Source organism: Nocardiopsis sp. NPDC050513 (genome assembly GCF_044457925.1).
In the GTDB taxonomy this organism is placed as follows: Bacteria; Actinomycetota; Actinomycetes; order Streptosporangiales; family Streptosporangiaceae; genus Nocardiopsis.
The window spans coordinates 131915-150522 of record NZ_JBITHK010000014.1 but is presented as its reverse complement, the minus strand read 5'-3'; the positions used below and the strand labels follow the sequence as shown (position 1 = coordinate 150522).

Genomic DNA, 18608 nt, shown 5'->3' with positions numbered 1-18608 from the left:
TCACCGCGTGCACGGACCCGGAGCAGCTTCAGGCGTGGGTGCGCCGTGCCGTCAGGGTCGAGACCGCCGAGGACCTCTTCGGCTGAGGCCGAGCCCCACCGGTGTTCCAGATGCCCGAACGGTTGGAGTGACCGCCATCGCGGCGCCGACGACGGCCGTCCGACGTTCAGTGCAGCTGGGAGCGCCAGTCAGGGGGCACCTTGCCAGCGGGTCCGGGCGAGGGTTGGGACGCGGGCCGCGAGGTCGGCTCGCAGAGCGCGGGGCCTCGGTGGAACTTCTGGGTCTCCAGGTTCCAGAACCAGTCCTCACCCGGCTCGAAGCTGGTCAGAACCGGGTGCCCGGCCGAACGCGCGTGGGCGGTGGCGTGCCGCGACGGGGAGGAGTCGCAGCAGCCGATGTGCCCGCAGGCGGCGCAGCGGCGCAGGTGCACCCACCATCCGCCGTCCGCCAGGCACTCGACACAGCCCTCGCCGCTCGGCGGGACGGTCGGGTCGATGCCGGTGGTCTCGTCGTCGGTCAATTCCACGCGCCTCCTCGGGTATACGGAGCATCGTACGCGGCTGACGGCCGGGCCGCGGTCCGCCCGCGGGCGCGCCCCCCGGGCAGGGTAAGGGCCGAGTTGAGCGTGGTGACGGCTTTGTCAAAAAGGCGAACCACGACAGAATCACCGCGGCCTTTCCGGCAGTAGCATTGGTGGTGGAGCGCGCTCGCCGCCAGGCGCCGAACGCCTTTCACACCCACTCCCCGGCCCATGGGGGAAGCTGGGCGGATTCGCGCATTCCTGGGTGGCGGATTCCATGCGTGCGACAGGAGGAGCGGTCGCCGACGGCCGTCGGAACGCACCTTCTGTCGCTCGACGCGAAGGGGACTCACATGTATGCGCACTGGGGCACGTTCACCAAGCACGCGACTCTCGGGGCCGGCCTGAGTTTCGCGGAGGACGCGATGAGGGAACACGGCCTCACGGTGTGGGACCCGTCCGACAACCGCGACTACCAAGTGATCGGGGGAAAGAGGGACGTGATCGCCACGGTGGTCTGCGTCCCCCAACCGGGAAACCTGTGGATCACGGTGAGCGCGTACTCGAACGACTCCGGGCTCGCCGAGCGCACCAGGAACAACATACGAACGCACATCGTCGAGGCGGTCCGGTTCGACTGACGAGATCCGCGTGCCGCCTCGGGCAAAGGTCCCGGCCGCCGGATCGGCCGCCCTCGCGGCTTCCGTCCGAAGGGGTCTGAAGCCCTTCGGGGCAGGCACGCCGAACCGGTGCGGCCACGGCCGCACCGGTTCGCGCAGCGACCCCTAGCTCCTGGGCACTCTGAGCTGGTCCCAGGAGGTCTTGCCGGGCCAGCCGTCGGCGTCCGCGCCGGAGTACCCCAGCTTCTCCTGCCAGGCCGCGTAGGAATCCCGGTCCGTGTCGGACCACTGGGGCCCCGGTCCGACCTGGTACCGCCCGCAGCCCTCGGCCACCAGTCGGCGGCCCATGGCGGTCACGATCGGGCTGTCGGGGTTGGCCTGGAAGAAGGCGGCCCCCGGGAACGGCTCGTACTCGGTCGAGTACCTGGGCACTCTGAGCTGGTCCCAGGAGGTCCCGCCGGGCCAGCCGTCGGCGTCCGCGCCGGTGAAGCCCAGCTTCTCCTGCCAGGCCGCGTAGGACTCGCGGTCCGCCTCCGTCCACTGGGGACCGGCGCCGGACGAGTACCTGCCGCAGCCCTCGGCGATGAGGCGGTTGCCCATCTGGGTGACGATCGCGCTGTTGGGGCTGGTCGTGAACCAGTCGGCGCCGGGGAACGGCTCGTAGCCGGACACACCGCCCTGTTCGTAGGGTCCGAAGCCCTGGCGCGGGACCCTCAGCTGGTCCCAGGAGGTCCTGCCGGGCCAGCCGTCGGCGTCGGCGCCGGAGTACCCCAGCTTCTCCTGCCAGTTCGCGTACGACGTGCGGTCCGCCTCGCTCCACCGCGGCCCCGGACCCGACAGGTACGCGCCGCACCCCTCGGCGACCAGGCGCACGCCCATCGCCGTCACGATCGGGCTGTCCGGGTGGGACTGGAAGAACTCGGCTCCGGGGAACGGCTCGTAACCGGTCGCACCGGCCGAGACGCCGGACTCGGCGGGGACCCTGAGGCGGTCCCAGGACGTCTGCCCGGGCCACCCGTCGGCGTCCGCGCCGGAGAAGCCCAGCTTGCGCTGCCACATCGCGTACGCGTCCCGGTCGACGTCCGACCACTGGTCTCCAGGACCCACCTGGTACGGGTTGCACCCCTCCTGGACGAGCCGTACGCCCATGGCCATGATGATCCGGCTGTTCGGCCGGCCCTGGAACCAGTCGGTGCCGGGGAAGGGAACGTAGTCACCGACGGGCCCGCTGACGCCGCCCTGGGGCTCCATCCCCGCGCTGAGGGCCGGGATGAGCAGCCGGGTACCGAGCCCGAACTGGTAGTTCTCCAGCACGACCAAGGGCAGGTCGTTGATGCGGGCCAGCTCCATCCAGGGGACGTTGAACTTGGCGGCCACGGATCCGAGCGTCTCGCCGACCCCGGTCACATACTCCATGGGACCGCTGTTCTGGCCCGGTTCGAACGCGCCGCTCTGGACCAGGTCGTACAGGAGTGGCCCCGGGCACGCGGTGGCGTAGCCGTCCCTGTGGCCGAGGATCTCATCGCCGGCGCCGCCGTAGTGCCTGAGGTAGGCGATGGCGTCGCGGATGCCCTGCTTCATCTCCGCGGTCGGGCGGTAGTTCCAGTAGTCCCGGTAGAGCGTGTGGTACCAGCTCGGCTCGGTTCCGACCATCCCGAGGACCGAGTAGTGGTCGCGGTTCAGGGCCTGGTCGCCGTTGGCGGCGCACTGCCGGTTCCTTCCCCGGCCCTCGTACACGTAGCCGTGCCGACAGACCATCAGGCTGTAACCGACGTCGGCGTAGCCGCGCCCGTCCATGTGCTCGTTCTGGACGGAGCGGACCTTCGCCGCGCAGTGGCTGTGGTCGACGAGTTCGTAGAGCGACCCGAGGTAGTGGACCTTCACGCCCCGGTTGGACGTGATCGGCGCATCACCGTTCGGCTCGTACGGACGGCCGCCCCACATGGCTTTGGTGACGAACTTCATGACAGGACTTCTTCCTTACGACTGGGCGGGGGACTGGCGGGGTGCGGGCGGCACGCAGCGCTACAGGGAGTAGGCGAGTCCTCCCAGGCCCAGCTGATCGAAACCGCCGCCCTCGGCGCGCGCCTGGTCGGCGAGACCGGCCGTGTTGGGGGCGGACAGACCCTTCCTCGTCGCGTAGTGGTGGTGGATGATCGCCCACGCGGGACTGGTCGCCGAGGTGCCCCAGGCGCCCAGGAACGGAACCTCCGCGGACGCGGGTTCGATCCGCGCGACCTCCTCGCTGGCCGCCAGCAGGCGGTTGCCGTGGCTCGCGTAGAGGTCGACGCCCTGGCTCCAGGCCATCTCGCAGATCGCGGCGAGCAGGCTGAGACCGGTGACCGAGTACCGGTCGGAGGCGCCGCCGTCCCAGATGTAGGGAATGGCGTTCATGATCCGGGGCGTGTCGGTGATGAGCGCGGTCGCCTGGTCCACCTTGGCGCTGTCGTCGCAGAAGACACCGATCGCCAGTACCGAGGCGATGTGGGACAGCTCCCAGTTCACGGCGTACGCGGTCCCGCAGTGCTCGGAGTCCGCGGACAGGTACGCGTCGTGGTGCGGGTACAGGACGTCCGTCAGCATCGCGCTGAATCCCGCCGTGTCGAACCCCGTGTGGTCACGGACGGCCTCGGCGGCGTTGGCCAGCACGAAGCCGTAGATGCCGGAGGTCTGCCCGAGCAGCGGTGCGCCGGAGACCGACGTCAGCGTCTGCGACCAGGCGTTGAGGATGTCCCTGGCGGTGTCGGCGTGGGAGGCGTCCCCGGTCAGCTGCCATACCAGCGCGTTCTGGTAGGCGGCGTGCGCGTCGTCGAGCAGGCGGGTGAAGTTCTCGTCGCCCCCGCTGACGTTCAGCGCGGCCACCGGGCTGGCCGACCAGTCGGTCTGGGACCGGGCGTTGGCGAGAACCGCGTCCCAGCCGGACGCCCAGGGCTCCTGGCCTCCGCCCGCCTTGGCGGTCAGGTCCGCGAAGCCGGCACCGGTGTGCAGCAGACCGGGGTGGGCGTAGGTCGCGGCGTGCGCCCCGCTCGCCGTGAACGGGTCGAGGAGACTCGCGGCGGTGGCCCCGGCGCTGACGAGCGCGACGCTGTGAAGGAACGATCGACGGCTCGTCACCGGATCGGATGGCATGGTCATCCTCTCTTTGGAAAGCAGGTGCGGCGCGGGCAGGGCAGGGTGAAGCCCGTCGGCGCGGTCGCACAGGGGGATTCCGAGGACCTTCATGGCCTCGCCGGACCAGTGTGGCGTCCGGCGATAGCGAAAAGATGACGAAAGAGTCTCATGTCTCTTCGTCGGCAAGCCGCTGACCTGCTCGTTCGCGGAGACTCCGAGCGGCCGAAGCACCCGCGGCGGCGTGGTTCCAGTGGCATCGGCGGGCGTCGCCGAGTGGGCCGGCCGCCAACCCGCACGACGCCCGTGCGTCGCGGGGCTCCGCGCGCACCCGGAGGCACCGCGGCATCCCAGGCCTTGACTCCGCACCCGCGACCACCGCATACTTGCGGCCAAATCGATTTGGTCCAGGCGGGGGCACTGGCCGATCGCAAGGCACCGCCACTCCTACGAACGGAGCCCGCCCGTGTCGCACACCCCCCGACACCCCGTGGACGAGTACCGACCCCTCAGTTCGATGGTCCTCTTCGGCCTCCAACACGTCCTGGTCATGGCCGCCGCACCCATCTCCAGCGTCTTCCTCGTCAGCGCCGCGCTCGGTCTGTCCACCGAACTCAGCGTCAACCTGCTGGCCGCGGCCTTCGTCCTGTCCGGCATCGGATCGCTGCTGCAGTCGCTCGGTCCCTTCCGGATCGGGGCCAGGCTCCCCTTCGTCATGCTGCCCGGCGGCGCGCCCGTCGTGCTCTTCATCGCCATCGCCCAGCAGCACGGCGCCCCGACCGCGGTGGGCGCGGTCATCCTGACATCGGTCTTCTACCTGGTCGCGCTGCCCGTCTTCGCGCGGCTGCTGCGTTTCTTCCCGACGCTGGTCATCGGCACGATGATCGTCATCGTCGGGGTGAACCTGGTGAAGATCAGCGCCTTCCTCATCACCGGCCGTCCCGGCGACGCCGACTTCGGCGACCCGCGCGACCTGCTCCTCGGCATGGCCGCCATCGGGTTCACCATCGCCTTCTACTGGCTGTTCACCGGCGTCCTGCGCCAGATCGCCGTCATGCTCGGCTTCGTCGCCGGAACCGTCCTGGCGGTGTCCATGGGCGCCGCCGACCTGTCCGGCGCGACCGACGTCGGACTCGTCCAGGCCCCGCGGCCCCTGCCCTTCGGCGTGCCGGAGTTCAGCCTGCTCGCCTCGGTCCCGCTGCTCATCTACAGTTTCGCCTCCATGGCCGAGACCACCGGGCAGACCGTGGTCAACGGCCAGGTCGTCGGCAAGGACATCGACATCCGCCGCGACGCGCCCCGCACCATCCGCGCCGAGGCCCTCACCTCGCTCACCGGCGGCCTCTTCGGCACTCCGCTGATGGTGTGCAGCGGCGAGAACATCGGCATCATCCGCGTCACCGGCGTCCGCAGCCGCTTCGTCACCGCGGCCGCCGGGGTCATCCTCATCGTGATCGGCTTCGTCGCGCCCGTCACGTCGCTGGTCAGCGCGATCCCGGCGCCGGTGGTGGGCGGCAGCGCCGTGCTCGTCTTCGGCGTCGTGATCGTCCTGGGGATCCAGATGCTCCAGCGCGCCGCCCTCGACGACCACGCCAACACCTTCATCATCGGCGTGGCCCTGTGCCTCGGCCTCCTGCCGATCCTCGTCCCGGGCATGTACGAGGCCTTCCCCGCCAACGCCCGCATCCTGCTGGAGAGCGGCGTCGCAGTGGGCGCGGTCAGCGCGGCCGTGCTCAACGCCCTCTTCCACCACCTGCGGCCCCGGCTCTACCGCACGCCTCAGGAGTCCCGCGACCAGGCATCCCCGGAGTCGCCGCGGGAGTCCCCCGAGACCCGGTCGAGGCCCCCCGGCACCGACGGCACCGAGGGCGCCCCTGCGGCCGAGGACGCCCGGCGCCCCTGACCCCGGGCCCGCGTCCGCTCGGAACCAGACCCCGGAGGACCCGCGGTCGGGCCCAGCCTCCCGACGGCGCGGGCGGGTCCTCCGGCCCCTCCCACCACCAGCGACGGGGCGACCGCCCCCGACAAGGAACAGGAACCATGAGCGAGCCCAGCCCGGACCACCTCGACGCCGACACGTCACTGCTGGTCCCGGAGGTGCTGCTGCTGCCGGACGGCCCCGTCCGCGACCACGCCGTCGTGGTCGCGGACGGGACGTTCCGCGCCGTCGGACCGGCCGAGCGCCTCGTCCGAGAGCACCCCCACCTCAGCCCGCGCCGCCTGGACGGGCACATGCTGATGCCCGGCTTCGTCGACGCCCACCACCACCTGACCCAGAGCCTGGGTTCCTCCCTCGCCTTCGGTGAACCCTCGGAGATCTTCCGCCGCGTGTGGGTCCCCCTCGAAGGCGCCCTCGACGAGGACAGCGCCTACCTCTCCGCCAAGCTCGCCGCCCTGGAGTCCCTGCGCGGCGGATTCACGACCGTCGCCGAGGCCGGGACCCGCGCCCCCGTCGACACCGGTGTCGTCGGCCAGGCCGCCGCCGACGCCGGGATCCGCTGTGTCCTCGGCCAGGTCTGCACCGACACCCCCGACCCCGCGGGCCGCGCCGCCCCCGCCGCCGAAGCCCTGGCCTCGGCGGAGAAACACCTGTCCCGTTACGAACACCATCCCCTGCTGCACCCCTCCCTGGCCGTGCCCACACCCGAGTCCGCGACCGCGCCGACCCTGTGCGCCGCCGCCCACCTGGCCGAGGAGGCCGGAGCGACGCTCCAGATCCACGTCAACGAACACCTCGCGGGCGTCGAACGCGGACTCCTCGCGTTCGGCAGCCGCCCACTGGAGTACCTCCACGCCCTCGGCGTCCTGGGCCCCCGGCTCCTCGCCGCGCACGCCACCCTGCTCACCCCCCGCGAACTCACGTTGCTGCGGGACACCGGTGCGGCCGTCAGCTACAACCCCGTCGCCAGTGCCTGGAAGGGCAACGCCGTCGCCCCCGCCACGGCGATGGCGGAGGCCGGAATCCGGTTCGGGCTCGGCACCGACGGCACCCGCGGCGACGCGTTCCGCCTGGTCGACGCCGCCGAGACCGCCCAACGCCTCACCCACGGCCTCCAGACGGGCGACTCCTCCTGCGGGGGCGGTTGGACCTGGCTGGAGCACGCGACCGCCCTGGGCGCCGACGCCGTCGGGCTCGGGGGGCTCACCGGCCGGATCGCGGAGGGCACGGCCGCCGACTACCTCCTCATCGACCTGGCGGTCCCCGAACTCACCCCGTCCTGGGACCTGCCGTGGGAACTCGTGCGCGTCACCGGACGCGACCAGATCACCGCCGTCGTCGTGGCCGGACGGCTGCGGCTGTGGAGGGGCTGGCCACGCGACTGGGACGGCCGCGCGCTGGTCGCGGAGGCGGCCCGTGCGGGCCGCGACGTCGTCGCACACGCCCCGATCACCCGCGTCCACCCCGTGTCCGCCGAGCACCGGGCGCGGAGCGTGCGGTCGTGACCCCGACCGTCGTGGCGCTGGTGGCCGTGACCGTGGCGGTCGCGGCCTTCGTCCAGGGCAGCAGCGGACTGGGGTTCGCGCTCATCGTCGCCCCGGTGGTCGGGATCGTCGCCCCCGAGCTCCTGCCGGTGTTCCTGCTGGCGGTGATGATCCCGCTCAACCTCTACGTGGCCTGGCGCGAACGGTCGGCGCTGGACCTGCGCGGCGCGGGGTGGATCACGGTCGCGCGGATCGCGGCCACGCCCGCCGGGACGGGCCTGCTGGTGGTGGTCCCCGAGCACCGCCTGGGCCTGCTCGTCGGGGCGGCGACGGTGCTGGCCGCGGCCGTCAGCCTGCTGGCGCCGTCGTTCACGCCGAACCGGCGCGCCTACCTGGCCGCCGGAGCCGTCACCGGGCTGACGGAGACGGCCACCGGGGTGGGCGGCCCGCCGCTGGCGCTGGTCTACCAGCACCGACCGCCCCCCGAGCTGCGTGCCACGGTCGCCGTCTGCTTCCTGGCCGGGGAGGTCGCCTCCCTGGCGGCGCTGTTCGCCTTCGGTCAGGCCGAACCCGCACAGCTCACGCCCGCTCTGCTGGCCGTCCCGGCCGTGGCGGTGGGTGTGGGGCTGAGTCGGCTCACCCACCGGCACCTGGACGCCGTGCGCATGCGCGCGACCGTCCTGGCGTTCGCGCTGGTGTCGGGCGGGGTGCTCATGGTCGGGATCTGAGCGGGGGCGACGGGGAGGTGGACGCCCGCACCACGAGGTCGGGGCGGGGCGCCCGGACGACGGACCGGGAGGCGTCGCCGCGCATGCGGTCGAGCAGGAGTTCGACCGCGCCCGCCGCGGCCTCGTCCAGGTGCAGGTCGACGGCGGTGAGCGGTGGCTCGCAGGTGCGGGCCCGGATGCCGTCGTAGCGGGTGACCACCAGGACGTCGTCGGGCACCGAGCGTCCGGTGTCCGCGATCGCCCGGACCGCGCCGACCGCGAACGTGTCGACCATGGCGCAGACGGCGTCGACGTCGGGGTGGTCGCGCAGGAGCCGCGCGCAGGCCTCGTACCCGGCCCGCTCGCCGCCGGACTCGGGCGCGGCGGCGCGTACCGGAGGCCAGCCGTGTTCGGCGGCGGCGCGCCCGTAGGCCGCGCGCACGTCGGTGTAGGAGTGGCGTTCGCCGTCACCGGTGATGAGCGCCGGGCGGCGGGCGCCCCGTTCGCGCAGGTGGTCCAGGAGGAGCTCGGCGACCGGACCGCCGTGCAGGTCCACGTGCGGGGCGTCCTCTCCGGGGCCGGTCTGGCGGCCCAGCGACACGTACGGCAGGCCGCGCGCGGTCAGCTCGCGCACGACCGGGTCGTCCCGGTCGGGTTCGACGACGATCGCGCCGTCGACGTCCACCGACTCCAGTCCCGACCCTGACTCGACCGGGGGGACGAGGACGAGCGCGTAGCCGTGGGTGAGGGCGCGTTCGGCGGCGGCCGCCGCGACCTCCATGTAGAAGCCCAGCCGGGCGGGGCCGCCCGCGACGGCCAGCGGCATGGAGGAGGCCAGCGCGATGGCCTTGGCCTGCCCCTTGCGCAGCCGCTGGGCGCGCAGGTTCGGACGGTACCCCAGTTCGGCGGCGACCCGGCGGACGCGTTCACGGGTGCGGGGGTCGACCTTGCCGATGCCGTTGAGCGCGTGGGACACCGTCGTACGGGAGACACCCGCCGCCGCGGCGACGTCGGCGATGGTCGGTCGCCTGCCGGGCGTGGGCATGGGTACGGCTCCTCGGTCTGCGGCGTGCGCGCTGGGTCGGTGCGCACCATCGTAGTGCGCGGGGGCCGCGGCGCCGCGGCCCGTGGACCGCCCGCCGCGGCGCTCGGCGCGGCGGGACCCCGCGTCGGCGTCCCGCGGTGGCGCACACCTGACCTCAGGACCGAGGGGGTGACAGCCTGGTGCTGACCCCGCCGAGCATCCTCCCGAACATCCGGGTGGCCGCGCCCCGGGGCATGAGGACGGCGCCGCGCAGGGCGGCCTCGCTCTGGAGCAGGGTCCGCGGCCCCGAGGTCGCGATGCCCTGGGCGGCCGTGTCGGCGGCGCGCGTGGCCTGACGGTCACGACGGGAACCGTACGCGTCCAGGGCCGCCGCCACATCCGGCGTGGCTCCGTCGCCGACACCGTCGAGGGCCCGCACCAGGGCCGCGACGTCCTCCAGCGCCTGTCCCGCTCCCTGGGCCAGGATCGGGGGCATCGCGTGCACGGCGTCGCCGATGAGGGCGCACCGGCCGCTCGACCACCGCAGCGGAGCCGGGTGCCGCCGGTGGGGGAAGAGCTCCAGGTCCTTCTCCGTCAACGCGTCCAGGAGCCCGGTGACGGGGGGCGCCCACGCGCGGTACCGGTTTCGGAGCAGGGCGAGCGCCTCCTCCGGTGCGGCCTCGCTGCCTTCCCGGCTCAGTCGCAGGTCGATGAGCCAGTTGACCTTCCCCTCGCCCGCGGGGTTGATCCCGACCCCGCCTTCGCGACCGAGGTACATCCGGGCCCGTGAGGCGAGGTCGAACGGCGCCTCGATCAGGCCCTGCCAGGTGGCCGCGCCGGTCGGCCGTGCGGCGAGCGCGGGCTCGGACCCGAAGAGCGCGGTGCGCACCCGGGAGTGGACGCCGTCGGCGCCGACGAGCAGGTCGGCCGTGTACTCCGCGCCGTCCTCGGTCACCACCCGCACGGCCTGGCCGTCGTCGCGGACGTGTGCGCAGCGGGCGCCGAAGCGGAAGATCTCCTGGGGAACTCCCTCGACGAGTCGTGCGAGCAGGGTCGGCCGCGTGATCCCCAGGGTCGGGGCGCCGAACCGTTCCCCCAGCCGCAGAGTGTCCACGGACATCACCGGGCGTCCGCGCGCGCTGTGGACGTCGACGGCGTCGATGCGCTCTCCCGCTCCGTCCAGGCGCACGCCGAGGTCGCCGAGGATCGTGGTGCCGTTGGGCCACAGGATGACGGCGCAGCCGGTGTCGCGCGGCGCGGGCGCCCGTTCGAGCACGGTCACCTCGTGCCCGGCGGCCAGGAACCCCCTGGCCGCCGCCGTACCCGCGATTCCGGCTCCGACGATGAGCACGCGCATACCCGACCCCACATTCGCGACATTGCGTAGTACTACGATTAGTAGTACATCCGGGTTCGGGAGGAGCGGGAACCGGGGCGGGGCATCGGCCGTTCGGCCCGGTCCGGGGATGTGCCCCGCACCGCCGTCCTCGGTGCCGCGCCGGACCGCGGCACGGCCGCCGCTGCGAGGCGGCGGCCGGTGCGGACCGGCGGCGGGACTCAGCCCCGCGGCCGCACCCCGGGCGTGCCCGCGTCGATGACGAATCGGGCGCGGTCGGTGATGGGGGCGCCGGGCTCGGAGACGTAGTCGACCACGCGGTAGTCGGCCGTCCACTCGGTCGGGGTGACGACGTTGCGCACGTAGCCGCGCCTGCGGTTGATGAAGTGGATGTGCGGGTTCTCCTGGAGCTGGATCGCGTCGGTCGGGTTCTGCTCGACCCCGTCGCGTCCGCTCGTGAAGGACGTGCCGACCAGTTCGGCGGCGACGGTGGCCGAGGTCGGGTCGTCGAAGTCGGCCTTGACGTCGACGACGTAGTTGGCGTGCACGTCGCCGGTGATGACCACGGGGTTGTCGACCGTGGCCAGGTGGTCGCGGACGCGGTCGCGCTCGACGCGGTAGTTGTCCCAGGCGTCGTTGCTGACGTTGACGGCGTCCCCGTCGGCGAAGTCGCGCTGGGAGAAGAACACCTGCTGGGCGAGGACGTTCCAGCGGGCCCGGGAGTCGGTCAGTCCGTCGAGCAGCCACTGGCGCTGCTCGGCGCCGAGCAGGGTGCGGTCCGGATCGCCGCGGTCGACGTCGGGCACCTGCACGTCCCGGTACTGGCGGGTGTCCAGCAGGTGCATGTCCACCAGGTCGCCGAACCGGAGTCTGCGGTACAGGCGCAGGTCCGGGCCGGTCGGGCGCTGGGCGCGGCGCAGCGGCATGTGCTCGTAGTAGGCCTGGAACGCCGCCTGGCGCCGCAGCAGGAACTCCTCCGGGGGAACGTTCCCGTCCTCGGAGTGGTCGTCGGCCCAGTTGTTCTCCAGCTCGTGGTCGTCGAAGACCACCGCCCAGGGGAAGGCGGCGTGCGCGGCCTGCAGGTCGCCGTCGGACTTGTACTGGGCGTGCCGCAGACGGTACTCGGCCAGCGTCCGGATCTCCCTGGGCGGATAGTGGCCGCGCCCGATCTCGCCCTGGTCGCCGGTCTCGTAGATGTAGTCGCCCAGGAACGCGACCAGGTCCAGGTCCTCCCGGGCCAGGTGCGCCTGCGCGGTGTAGTGGCCGTTGGTGTAGCTCTGGCAGCTGGCGAAGGCGAACGCGAACCGGTCGACGCGCGCGCCGGGGGCCGGGGCGGTGCGGGTCCGGCCCACCGGGCTGACCTCGCGGCCGCAGCGGAAGCGGTAGAAGTACTCGGCGCCGGGGCGCAGGCCCTCCACCTCCACGTGCACGGCGTGCGCCTGGTCGGGTTCGGTCACCACGGTGCCGGTGGCGGTGATGCGGCGGAACCGCTCGTCCTCGGAGACCTGCCACTGGACGGGGACGCGCCAGTCCGGCATGCCGCCGCGGCCGTCGTCGGCCAGCGGTCGGGGGGCCAGACGGGTCCAGAGCACCACGCTGTCGGGGAGCGGGTCGCCGGAGGCCACGCCCAGGGTGAAGGGTTCGGCGATCCGGCTCGCACGGGACGTGGTGTCGGCGAGGGCCTCGGCGCCGCCGAACGTGCCCAGGGCGGCGGCGCTCAGCCCGACCGCGCCGCCCACCAGCAGCTGGCGGCGGGTCGCCGCGTGGAGGGCCGCCGAGGACGCCGGGACCGGGGAGGCGAGGAGCGCGGGGGAGTGGGGGGCGGGGGTGTGGGACATGCGGGCTCCTGGGGGTAGGGGCGGCTCGCCCCTGGGGGGCGAGAGGTGCCGTCCCCTATCCGGCCACGCGATCCGGTACGCCCCAACCAGCGGACGGTGAACGTTGGTCGATGGAGAGTGACGATCGGACGACGATCCGTCGCCGTTCCGGTCCACTCGGTAGCGACACCGTTGGATCGACACCATACGCACCCATGTGACGACGCGCGGCGACATTCCCGTCGTGTCGTTCGGGGAACTCCGGCACGCCGTGCTCGGAGCGTTCGGCGAGGACGTGGCACCCGCGCGAGCGGACGGTGGCGCGCAGGGACCGGGCGACGGTCGCGGCGGGCGCGGTCAGACCGTGGTCGCGGCCACCGGGGGCGGCGTGGGGGGCCGGCCCGCGAACGGCCGCGCGCCCAGCAGGTACAGGCCCAGCAGGGTCAGCCACAGCTGGCCGCTGACCAGGCACATCCGCTGGAACAGTCCGCCGAGCGGCGCCCACCCCTCCGCCTGGGCGAACCCCAGGCTGGCCAGGACGAAGCACACCACGAACACCACGGCGGTGACCAGCGAGTACGCCACCCATCCGGGCCGCCCCCACCGGGCCATCGCGCGGGCCATGACGCCCATCGCGACGGGCAGGCACAGGAACACCGGGGCGGAGAAGGCGTCGTGCAGCGCGCCCGCGGCGCTGTAGGACGTCAGCCGTTCGGGGGTCCCGGGCGGGAAGCCGCCGACCGGGTCGGTGGCGAACACGCCCGCACCGAACAGACCGACCCCGTAGGCACCCACCAGCAGCGGTGTCCACACCGACCCCGGGACGCGGTGGCCGCCCGGGCGCCCACCGCCGACCGCCGGATCCCGCCCCGGGCCGGGCCGACGCGGAGACAGTGCACGGCGCAACCCCAGCGCGAGGGCCACCCCCAGCACCCCCGCGACGAGGAAGTTCACCGTCTGGGCCGTGCCGTACTCGCCCAGGGCGAGGCCGCTCACCGGGTGGCGGACCGGGTCGTAGTCGGTGTGCGCCGCCCCGGCCACGAGGAACCCGACGACGAACAGCGGCCCGCCGACCACCCCCGCCCACAGCAGTGTCCGTGTCGTGCGTGAGCCGTCCATGCCGTCTCCGATCGCCGTCCCGTCCACGCCCCCTCCCTACCGCATGAGGCCCGCGCGCGAAAGGGCGCGAGGCGCTGGGAGCCGGGCGTCGCGGAGGCGCGGAAAACCCCTGGAACCGCACCGCGCGCCAGACATAGGATGCGGGCATGCGCGAACGACATTGATCCTCCGCCACAGGCCGGTCCACGGCACGCGTCCGAGGTCCACCGGGAGCACCGCGTCCCCGGTGTCCCCTGTCGTGCGACCGAAAGACCTCGATGCGAACCCACTCCCGTGCGCCCGGCGCGCGCACGTCCCGTCTCACCCTGCCGTTGTACGCCTACGCGGCGACCGAGGAGTTCGTCCTCCTCTACCCCCTGTACGCACTGCTGTTCCAGGACCACGGACTGTCGGTGGTCCAGATCAGTTCCCTGTTCTTCCTGTGGTCGGCCTCCGGTGTCCTCCTCGGCCTGCCCGCCGGGGTCTGGGCCGACGTGGTCCCGCGCCGCTACCTGCTGGCGGCGGCCCCGCTGCTGACCGCCGCCGCGTTCACCCTGTGGCTGGTGGCGCCCTCCTACTGGGCGTTCGCACTCGGCTTCGTGCTCTGGGGCGCGGGCGGCGCCCTGTCCTCCGGCGCCCTGGAGGCGCTGGTGCACACCGAACTGGACCGTCGGGGCGCCGCCGACCGCTACGCCCGCGTCATGGGTGTGACGCGGGCGCTGGGCGTGGCGGCCGTCGGCGGATCGGCGCTGCTCGCGGTGCCCGTCATGGCGGCGGGCGGCTACCCGGCGATCGGCGCGGCGAGCGTCGCCGCGTGCGTGCTGTGCTCCGTGGCGGCGTTGGCGCTGCCCGAGCACCGCTCGGCCGCGGCGGCGTCCACAGCCGGTGACGGGACGGACGACCCGGCCGGCGGCGGCCCGGATGCCGCTGACGGGGAGACCCCGTCCGCGTACGTGGCCGCGCTGCGCGCCGGACTGTCCGAGGCCCGCTCCCGTCGGTCCGTCCGCGCCGCGATCCTGCTCGTGGTCGTGGTCGCCACGTTCTGGGGCGTGCTGGACGAGTACGTCCCCCTGCTGGCCGTCGAGGCCGGGACCCCGGAGGACCTGGTACCCCTGGTCGTCCTGGTGGCGTGGATCGGAGCCACCGTCGGAGGGCTCTGCGCCGGGTGGGCCGAACGCCTGCCCGGGCGCGCCCGGCCGGCACTGCTCGCGGTCGCCGGGATCGCCCTGGCCGCGGGCGCCCTGCTGGGCGGCCCCGTCGGCTGGGTTCTGGTCGGTGTGGGCTTCGGCGCGTGCCAGACGGCGGAGGTGCTCGCCGATGCCCGGCTCCAGTCCGCCATCACGGGTCCCAGCCGCGCGACGGTCACCTCACTGGCGCGGTCGGGCACCGACCTGTTCATCCTCTCCACCTACGCGGTGTACGCCGGTGTATTCGTCTTTCTCGGGCACGCCGGGACGTTCGCCCTGCTCGCGGCCCCCTATCTCGTGGCGTCGGCGCTGTGGGCGCGTCCCGGTGCGCGACGGACCCGAGACAGGTCGTGTGCGAGGCTCTAGCATCGGTACCCGTGGGATATCAGATGACGAACACCGCGAACACCGACAGCCCGGGCACTGCCTCCGTGCGCGGGATCGACATCAGCTACACCGACCGTGGAGCCGGGTACCCGCTCCTGATGATCCACGGCCATCCCTTCGACCGGACGATGTGGGACCCGCAGATCCGGGCGCTGGCCGGGCGCGGCTACCGGGTCATCGCCCCCGACCTGCGCGGGTACGGGCGCAGCTCGGTCGTGCCGGGGACCACCACCCTGGAGACGTTCGCCCGCGACCTGGCGGCCCTGCTCAACCACCTGGACCTGAGCGTGGTGGGGATCGTCGGGCTGTCCATGGGCGCCCAGGTCGCGTTGGAGCTGTACCGGCTCTTCCCCGACGGGGTCGACACGCTCACCCTGGCGGCCACCACACCGCACCCCGAGACCGAGCGGGGCCGGCGGGACCGCCAGCGCATGGCGGCGCGGCTGGCGGCCGAGGGCATGGCCGGGTACGCCGACGAGGTGCTCGTGGGCATGGTGAGCCCGGCCAACGCGCGTGAGATGCCCGAGGTCGCCGCACACGTGCGCGCGATGATGTGCGCGGCGCCGCCGGAGGGGGCCGCGGCCGCCCTCCGCGGTCGGGCCGGGCGTCCCGACCACGTCCCGTTGCTGCCCCGGGTTTCGTGTCCGACCCTGCTCGTGGCGGGCAGGGAGGACCCCTTCACACCACCGGAGCTGGCCGAGAGCATGCACGTGCTCGTGCCGGACTCGGTGGTGGAGATCGTGGAGGGGGCCGCCCATCTGCCCAACCTGGAGCGGCCGGAGCGGTTCAACGGGACCCTGCGCCGGTTCCTGGAACGCAACCGCACCAGCGTGCGGAGCCGGTCGGCGTGAGCCGGTGTGCCCCGGGCCGAGCGCCCGGGGCACACCACGCGCGTCATTCCCGGGCGGGGGCGGCCCCGGTGCCGGCGCCGCCCGGCGGATCCTCCGGGGCGTCCGGATCGCCGAGCATGCCCCGCTCGGTCCCGGCCACGACCCGGGTGCCGGTCAGGTCGCCGGTGACGTTGCACATCGTCCGGCCCATGTCGAGGATCGCGTCGATCCCGGCGACCCATCCCACGGGGGCCAGGGGAAGCCCGACCGAGGTGACGGCCATCGACAGCATGACCAGTCCGGCGCCGGGGACCCCCGCGGTGCCGATCGACGCCAGGACGCCGACCAGTACGACCGTGAGCAGCTGGCCGACGGTGAGCTCGACCCCGGCGATGTTGGCCACGAACACGGTGGCGGCGCCGACGTAGATCGCGGTGCCGTCCATGTTGACGGTGGCGCCCAGGGGCAGGCTGAAGCCGTAGACGCCCTCGCGCACGCCCATCCGCTTGGCCGCCTGCGTGGTGACCGGGAGGGTGCCGCTGCTGGACCGGGTGACGAACGCGGTGAGCATCGGGTCCTTGGCTGCGGCGAAGAACCGTCCGATCTGGGCGCGGAACAGCGCCAGGATGAGAACGTAGGCGATGATCTGGACGGCGATCGCGCCGTAGACGACCGCCGTCAGCCGCACCAGTGGCAGCAGCACCTCGGTGCCCGTGTCGGCGAGCACGGCGGCGATCAGCGCGAACACACCGACCGGCGCGTACTCCAGGACGCCGCGCACGACCCTGAAGACCAGCTCGACCGCGCCGTCGACCACACGCCTGAGCAGCACGCCCAGCCCCTGGACGCGGTCGTCGCCGCTGCCGAGCATGAAGGCCAGGGCCAGACCGGTCACGATCGCGCCGAACATCACGGCCAGGACGTTGCCCTCGGCCAGGGCCTGGAAGGGGTTGGCGGGCACGATGTCGAGCAGGACCTCGGAGACCGAGGTCGGCTCCGGCGCCTCCTGGCCCTGTGCGGGGACGTCGAGCCCGGCGCCGGGGGAGACCGCCAGGGCCAGCGACAGCCCGACGGTCATCGCCACGGCCGACGTGACCAGGTAGAACGCCAGGACCTTGAGGCCGATGCGGCCCAGCCGCTGCGGTGAGAGCGAGGCGACGCCCGTGATCAGGGTGGTGATGATCAGGGGGAAGATCAGCATCCGCAGCAGGCGGAGGAAGAGCTCGCCGAGGGGTTCCAGGACGGGCAGGGCCCAGTCCTGCCAGCCCAGGGCGTTGGCGGCCAGGCCGAAGCACACTCCGGCGGCCAGGGCGACGGCCATCTTCCAGATGAGGGGGATGTCGAGGTAGCGCCGCCACGGCGAGCGCGGCTCCTCGTGGGTGGTGGTGGACATCGTCGTCCTTACGCGATGGGGGAACGGGTGATCGGTTCATACCGATCCGTGACGCCGACGACACGTCACGATCGGGTATCCGGTCGTGACACAGTGGCCCCGGCCCCCTGTCCGGAAGGCCGACCGTTGACCGGGACCGGTGCTCCCGCGTCCCACGCGGGGCTCAGGAGCCGCCCGCGGCCCCGGCCACCGCGACGCTGCCCTGGGCCACGGCGCACAGGGTCTCCTCGCCCCGTTCGTCCAGGGTGTACAGGTCGCACCGGCAGACCACGCGGGTACGCCCGGCCCGGACCACCCGCGCCCGGGCGCTCAACACGGCGCCGCGCGCGGGGCGCAGATAGTCGACGGAGAAGCCCGCGGTGACCACGCGCGGCCCGACCGCGGTGCCCGCGGCGAAGGTCAACGCGTTGTCGGCCGCGTAACTGAGCACACCGCCGTGCACGAACCCGTTCTGCTGGCGCAGGTCGTCGCGGATGTCCAGCTCCAGCGTGGCGGCGCCGTCCCCGAAGGCGGTGAGGCGGGCCCCGAGCAGGACGCTGAACGGCTGGGCCTCCAACACCTTCCGTGCGACCGCCAGGTCCAGGGTCTCGTTCACGGCTCACCTCGATCCGAGTTCACTTCACTGGTGAAGTGACCATGTCGTGTCCGCGGCGCCTCTGTCAAGATCGACACATGTCCGAGCCCGACCAGCGCCTGTACTTCCTCCTCCAACGGGCCGCGCACCGGCTGCGCACGACCACCGACCGCCGCCTCCAGGCCGCGGCCGGGATCACCACCGCGCAGCTCGGCGCGCTGTTCGCCGTGCGCGGCGATCCGGGCACCACCCAGCGCCAGCTCGCCCAGGTCCTGGGGCTGCGCGAGTCCGCCGTCACCGCGCTGGTCTCCCGCCTGGTCAGGGCGGGTCTGGTCGCCAAGCGCGCGCACCCCAGCGAACACCGCGCCGTGGTCCTGGAGCTGACCGACGACGGCGCGGCCGCCCTGAGCGCCGCCCAACCCGAGATCGACCGGTTCAACGGCCAGATGCGGGCCCTGCTGGGCGACCAGGGGTTCGCGCAGACCAACGCCGCCCTGCACGCGCTCGCCCACTGGGAGCCGGAGGAGGCGCCCGGCCCCTGACGCCGGGACCGCCGCGGACGTCGGGCGCAGGCGTTCGCACAG

16 protein-coding genes are annotated in these 18608 nt (G+C 73.2%); 7 read left to right on the top strand and 9 right to left on the bottom strand.

The features are described from left to right. Positions 1-166 precede the first annotated feature (166 nt). A complete protein-coding gene (locus tag ACIBFB_RS22875) occupies positions 167-526 on the bottom strand; it encodes a UBP-type zinc finger domain-containing protein (protein ID WP_397233333.1) in 360 nt (119 codons plus the stop codon). A gap of 347 nt (positions 527-873) precedes the next feature. Between ACIBFB_RS22875 and ACIBFB_RS22870 the strand changes: the two genes are divergently transcribed. Then, positions 874-1161, top strand: a complete 288-nt coding sequence (locus ACIBFB_RS22870; protein WP_397233331.1) for a hypothetical protein — start codon at positions 874-876, stop codon at positions 1159-1161. 144 nt (positions 1162-1305) lie between these two features. On the opposite strand, the gene ACIBFB_RS22865 is transcribed toward ACIBFB_RS22870, so the two are convergent. Together ACIBFB_RS22865 and ACIBFB_RS22860 are read right to left on the bottom strand one after the other, a co-directional pair. After that, on the bottom strand, positions 1306-3105 hold the full coding sequence (locus ACIBFB_RS22865) for a peptidoglycan-binding protein (protein ID WP_397233329.1): 1800 nt from the start codon (positions 3103-3105) through the stop codon (positions 1306-1308). 60 nt (positions 3106-3165) lie between these two features. Continuing rightward, positions 3166-4269, bottom strand: a complete 1104-nt coding sequence (locus ACIBFB_RS22860) for an alginate lyase family protein (protein ID WP_397233327.1) — start codon at positions 4267-4269, stop codon at positions 3166-3168. A gap of 445 nt (positions 4270-4714) precedes the next feature. Between ACIBFB_RS22860 and ACIBFB_RS22855 the strand changes: the two genes are divergently transcribed. The 3 genes from ACIBFB_RS22855 (at position 4715) to ACIBFB_RS22845 (ending at position 8399) form a co-directional block, all read left to right on the top strand. Then, entirely contained in the window at positions 4715-6151 is a 1437-nt protein-coding gene (locus ACIBFB_RS22855) for a uracil-xanthine permease family protein (RefSeq protein WP_397233325.1), read from the top strand. A 137-nt stretch (positions 6152-6288) separates the two neighbouring features. After that, positions 6289-7692: an amidohydrolase family protein gene (locus tag ACIBFB_RS22850; protein ID WP_397233323.1), complete on the top strand. Its 1404-nt coding sequence runs from the start codon at positions 6289-6291 to the stop codon at positions 7690-7692. Next, positions 7689-8399, top strand: coding sequence for a sulfite exporter TauE/SafE family protein (locus ACIBFB_RS22845; RefSeq protein WP_397233321.1), 711 nt, complete (start codon positions 7689-7691; stop codon positions 8397-8399). The genes ACIBFB_RS22850 and ACIBFB_RS22845 overlap by 4 nt, the downstream gene beginning before the upstream one ends. On the opposite strand, the gene ACIBFB_RS22840 is transcribed toward ACIBFB_RS22845, so the two are convergent. The 4 genes from ACIBFB_RS22840 to ACIBFB_RS22825 form a co-directional block, all read right to left on the bottom strand. Beyond that, the gene (locus ACIBFB_RS22840; protein WP_397233319.1) at positions 8383-9423 is read right to left on the bottom strand and encodes a LacI family DNA-binding transcriptional regulator; all 1041 of its coding nucleotides are present in this window, start codon (positions 9421-9423) and stop codon (positions 8383-8385) included. The genes ACIBFB_RS22845 and ACIBFB_RS22840 overlap by 17 nt on opposite strands. A gap of 154 nt (positions 9424-9577) precedes the next feature. Next, complete coding sequence (locus tag ACIBFB_RS22835; protein ID WP_397233317.1) at positions 9578-10759, bottom strand: FAD-dependent monooxygenase; 1182 nt, start codon at positions 10757-10759, stop codon at positions 9578-9580. A 200-nt stretch (positions 10760-10959) separates the two neighbouring features. Continuing rightward, positions 10960-12576 carry an alkaline phosphatase D family protein gene (locus ACIBFB_RS22830; RefSeq protein ID WP_397233315.1) on the bottom strand — a complete coding sequence of 539 codons (1617 nt, stop codon included), beginning with the start codon at positions 12574-12576 and terminating at the stop codon, positions 10960-10962. Positions 12577-12912: 336 nt separating this feature from the next. Then, the gene (locus ACIBFB_RS22825; RefSeq protein ID WP_397233313.1) at positions 12913-13701 is read right to left on the bottom strand and encodes a DUF998 domain-containing protein; all 789 of its coding nucleotides are present in this window, start codon (positions 13699-13701) and stop codon (positions 12913-12915) included. A gap of 230 nt (positions 13702-13931) precedes the next feature. On the opposite strand from ACIBFB_RS22825, the gene ACIBFB_RS22820 reads away from it, so the two are divergent. Together ACIBFB_RS22820 and ACIBFB_RS22815 are read left to right on the top strand one after the other, a co-directional pair. Further along, positions 13932-15206 carry an MFS transporter gene (locus ACIBFB_RS22820; RefSeq protein ID WP_397233311.1) on the top strand — a complete coding sequence of 425 codons (1275 nt, stop codon included), beginning with the start codon at positions 13932-13934 and terminating at the stop codon, positions 15204-15206. Between the two features lie 23 nt (positions 15207-15229). Continuing rightward, on the top strand, positions 15230-16078 hold the full coding sequence (locus tag ACIBFB_RS22815; RefSeq protein WP_397233309.1) for an alpha/beta fold hydrolase: 849 nt from the start codon (positions 15230-15232) through the stop codon (positions 16076-16078). 43 nt (positions 16079-16121) lie between these two features. Here ACIBFB_RS22815 and ACIBFB_RS22810 read toward each other — a convergent pair whose 3' ends face one another. Together ACIBFB_RS22810 and ACIBFB_RS22805 are read right to left on the bottom strand one after the other, a co-directional pair. Beyond that, positions 16122-17450, bottom strand: coding sequence for a dicarboxylate/amino acid:cation symporter (locus ACIBFB_RS22810; RefSeq protein ID WP_397233307.1), 1329 nt, complete (start codon positions 17448-17450; stop codon positions 16122-16124). 163 nt (positions 17451-17613) lie between these two features. Next, the gene (locus tag ACIBFB_RS22805) at positions 17614-18045 is read right to left on the bottom strand and encodes a PaaI family thioesterase (protein ID WP_397233305.1); all 432 of its coding nucleotides are present in this window, start codon (positions 18043-18045) and stop codon (positions 17614-17616) included. A gap of 77 nt (positions 18046-18122) precedes the next feature. On the opposite strand from ACIBFB_RS22805, the gene ACIBFB_RS22800 reads away from it, so the two are divergent. Continuing rightward, positions 18123-18566, top strand: a complete 444-nt coding sequence (locus ACIBFB_RS22800) for a MarR family winged helix-turn-helix transcriptional regulator (RefSeq protein WP_397233303.1) — start codon at positions 18123-18125, stop codon at positions 18564-18566. Positions 18567-18608: the final 42 nt, after the last annotated feature.

What these genes read in the sequence shown, in the direction of transcription:
- ACIBFB_RS22835 (WP_397233317.1), bottom strand. Translation starts at nt 10,759, where the DNA reads ATGCGCGTGCTCATCGTCGGAGCCGGAATCGCGGGTACGGCGGCGGCC.
- ACIBFB_RS22810 (WP_397233307.1), bottom strand. Translation starts at nt 17,450, where the DNA reads ATGTCCACCACCACCCACGAGGAGCCGCGCTCGCCGTGGCGGCGCTAC.
- ACIBFB_RS22815 (WP_397233309.1), top strand. Translation starts at nt 15,230, where the DNA reads ATGACGAACACCGCGAACACCGACAGCCCGGGCACTGCCTCCGTGCGC.
- ACIBFB_RS22800 (WP_397233303.1), top strand. Translation starts at nt 18,123, where the DNA reads ATGTCCGAGCCCGACCAGCGCCTGTACTTCCTCCTCCAACGGGCCGCG.
- ACIBFB_RS22850 (WP_397233323.1), top strand. Translation starts at nt 6,289, where the DNA reads ATGAGCGAGCCCAGCCCGGACCACCTCGACGCCGACACGTCACTGCTG.
- ACIBFB_RS22840 (WP_397233319.1), bottom strand. Translation starts at nt 9,423, where the DNA reads ATGCCCACGCCCGGCAGGCGACCGACCATCGCCGACGTCGCCGCGGCG.
- ACIBFB_RS22820 (WP_397233311.1), top strand. Translation starts at nt 13,932, where the DNA reads ATGCGAACCCACTCCCGTGCGCCCGGCGCGCGCACGTCCCGTCTCACC.
- ACIBFB_RS22830 (WP_397233315.1), bottom strand. Translation starts at nt 12,576, where the DNA reads ATGTCCCACACCCCCGCCCCCCACTCCCCCGCGCTCCTCGCCTCCCCG.
- ACIBFB_RS22860 (WP_397233327.1), bottom strand. Translation starts at nt 4,269, where the DNA reads ATGCCATCCGATCCGGTGACGAGCCGTCGATCGTTCCTTCACAGCGTC.
- ACIBFB_RS22870 (WP_397233331.1), top strand. Translation starts at nt 874, where the DNA reads ATGTATGCGCACTGGGGCACGTTCACCAAGCACGCGACTCTCGGGGCC.
- ACIBFB_RS22865 (WP_397233329.1), bottom strand. Translation starts at nt 3,105, where the DNA reads ATGAAGTTCGTCACCAAAGCCATGTGGGGCGGCCGTCCGTACGAGCCG.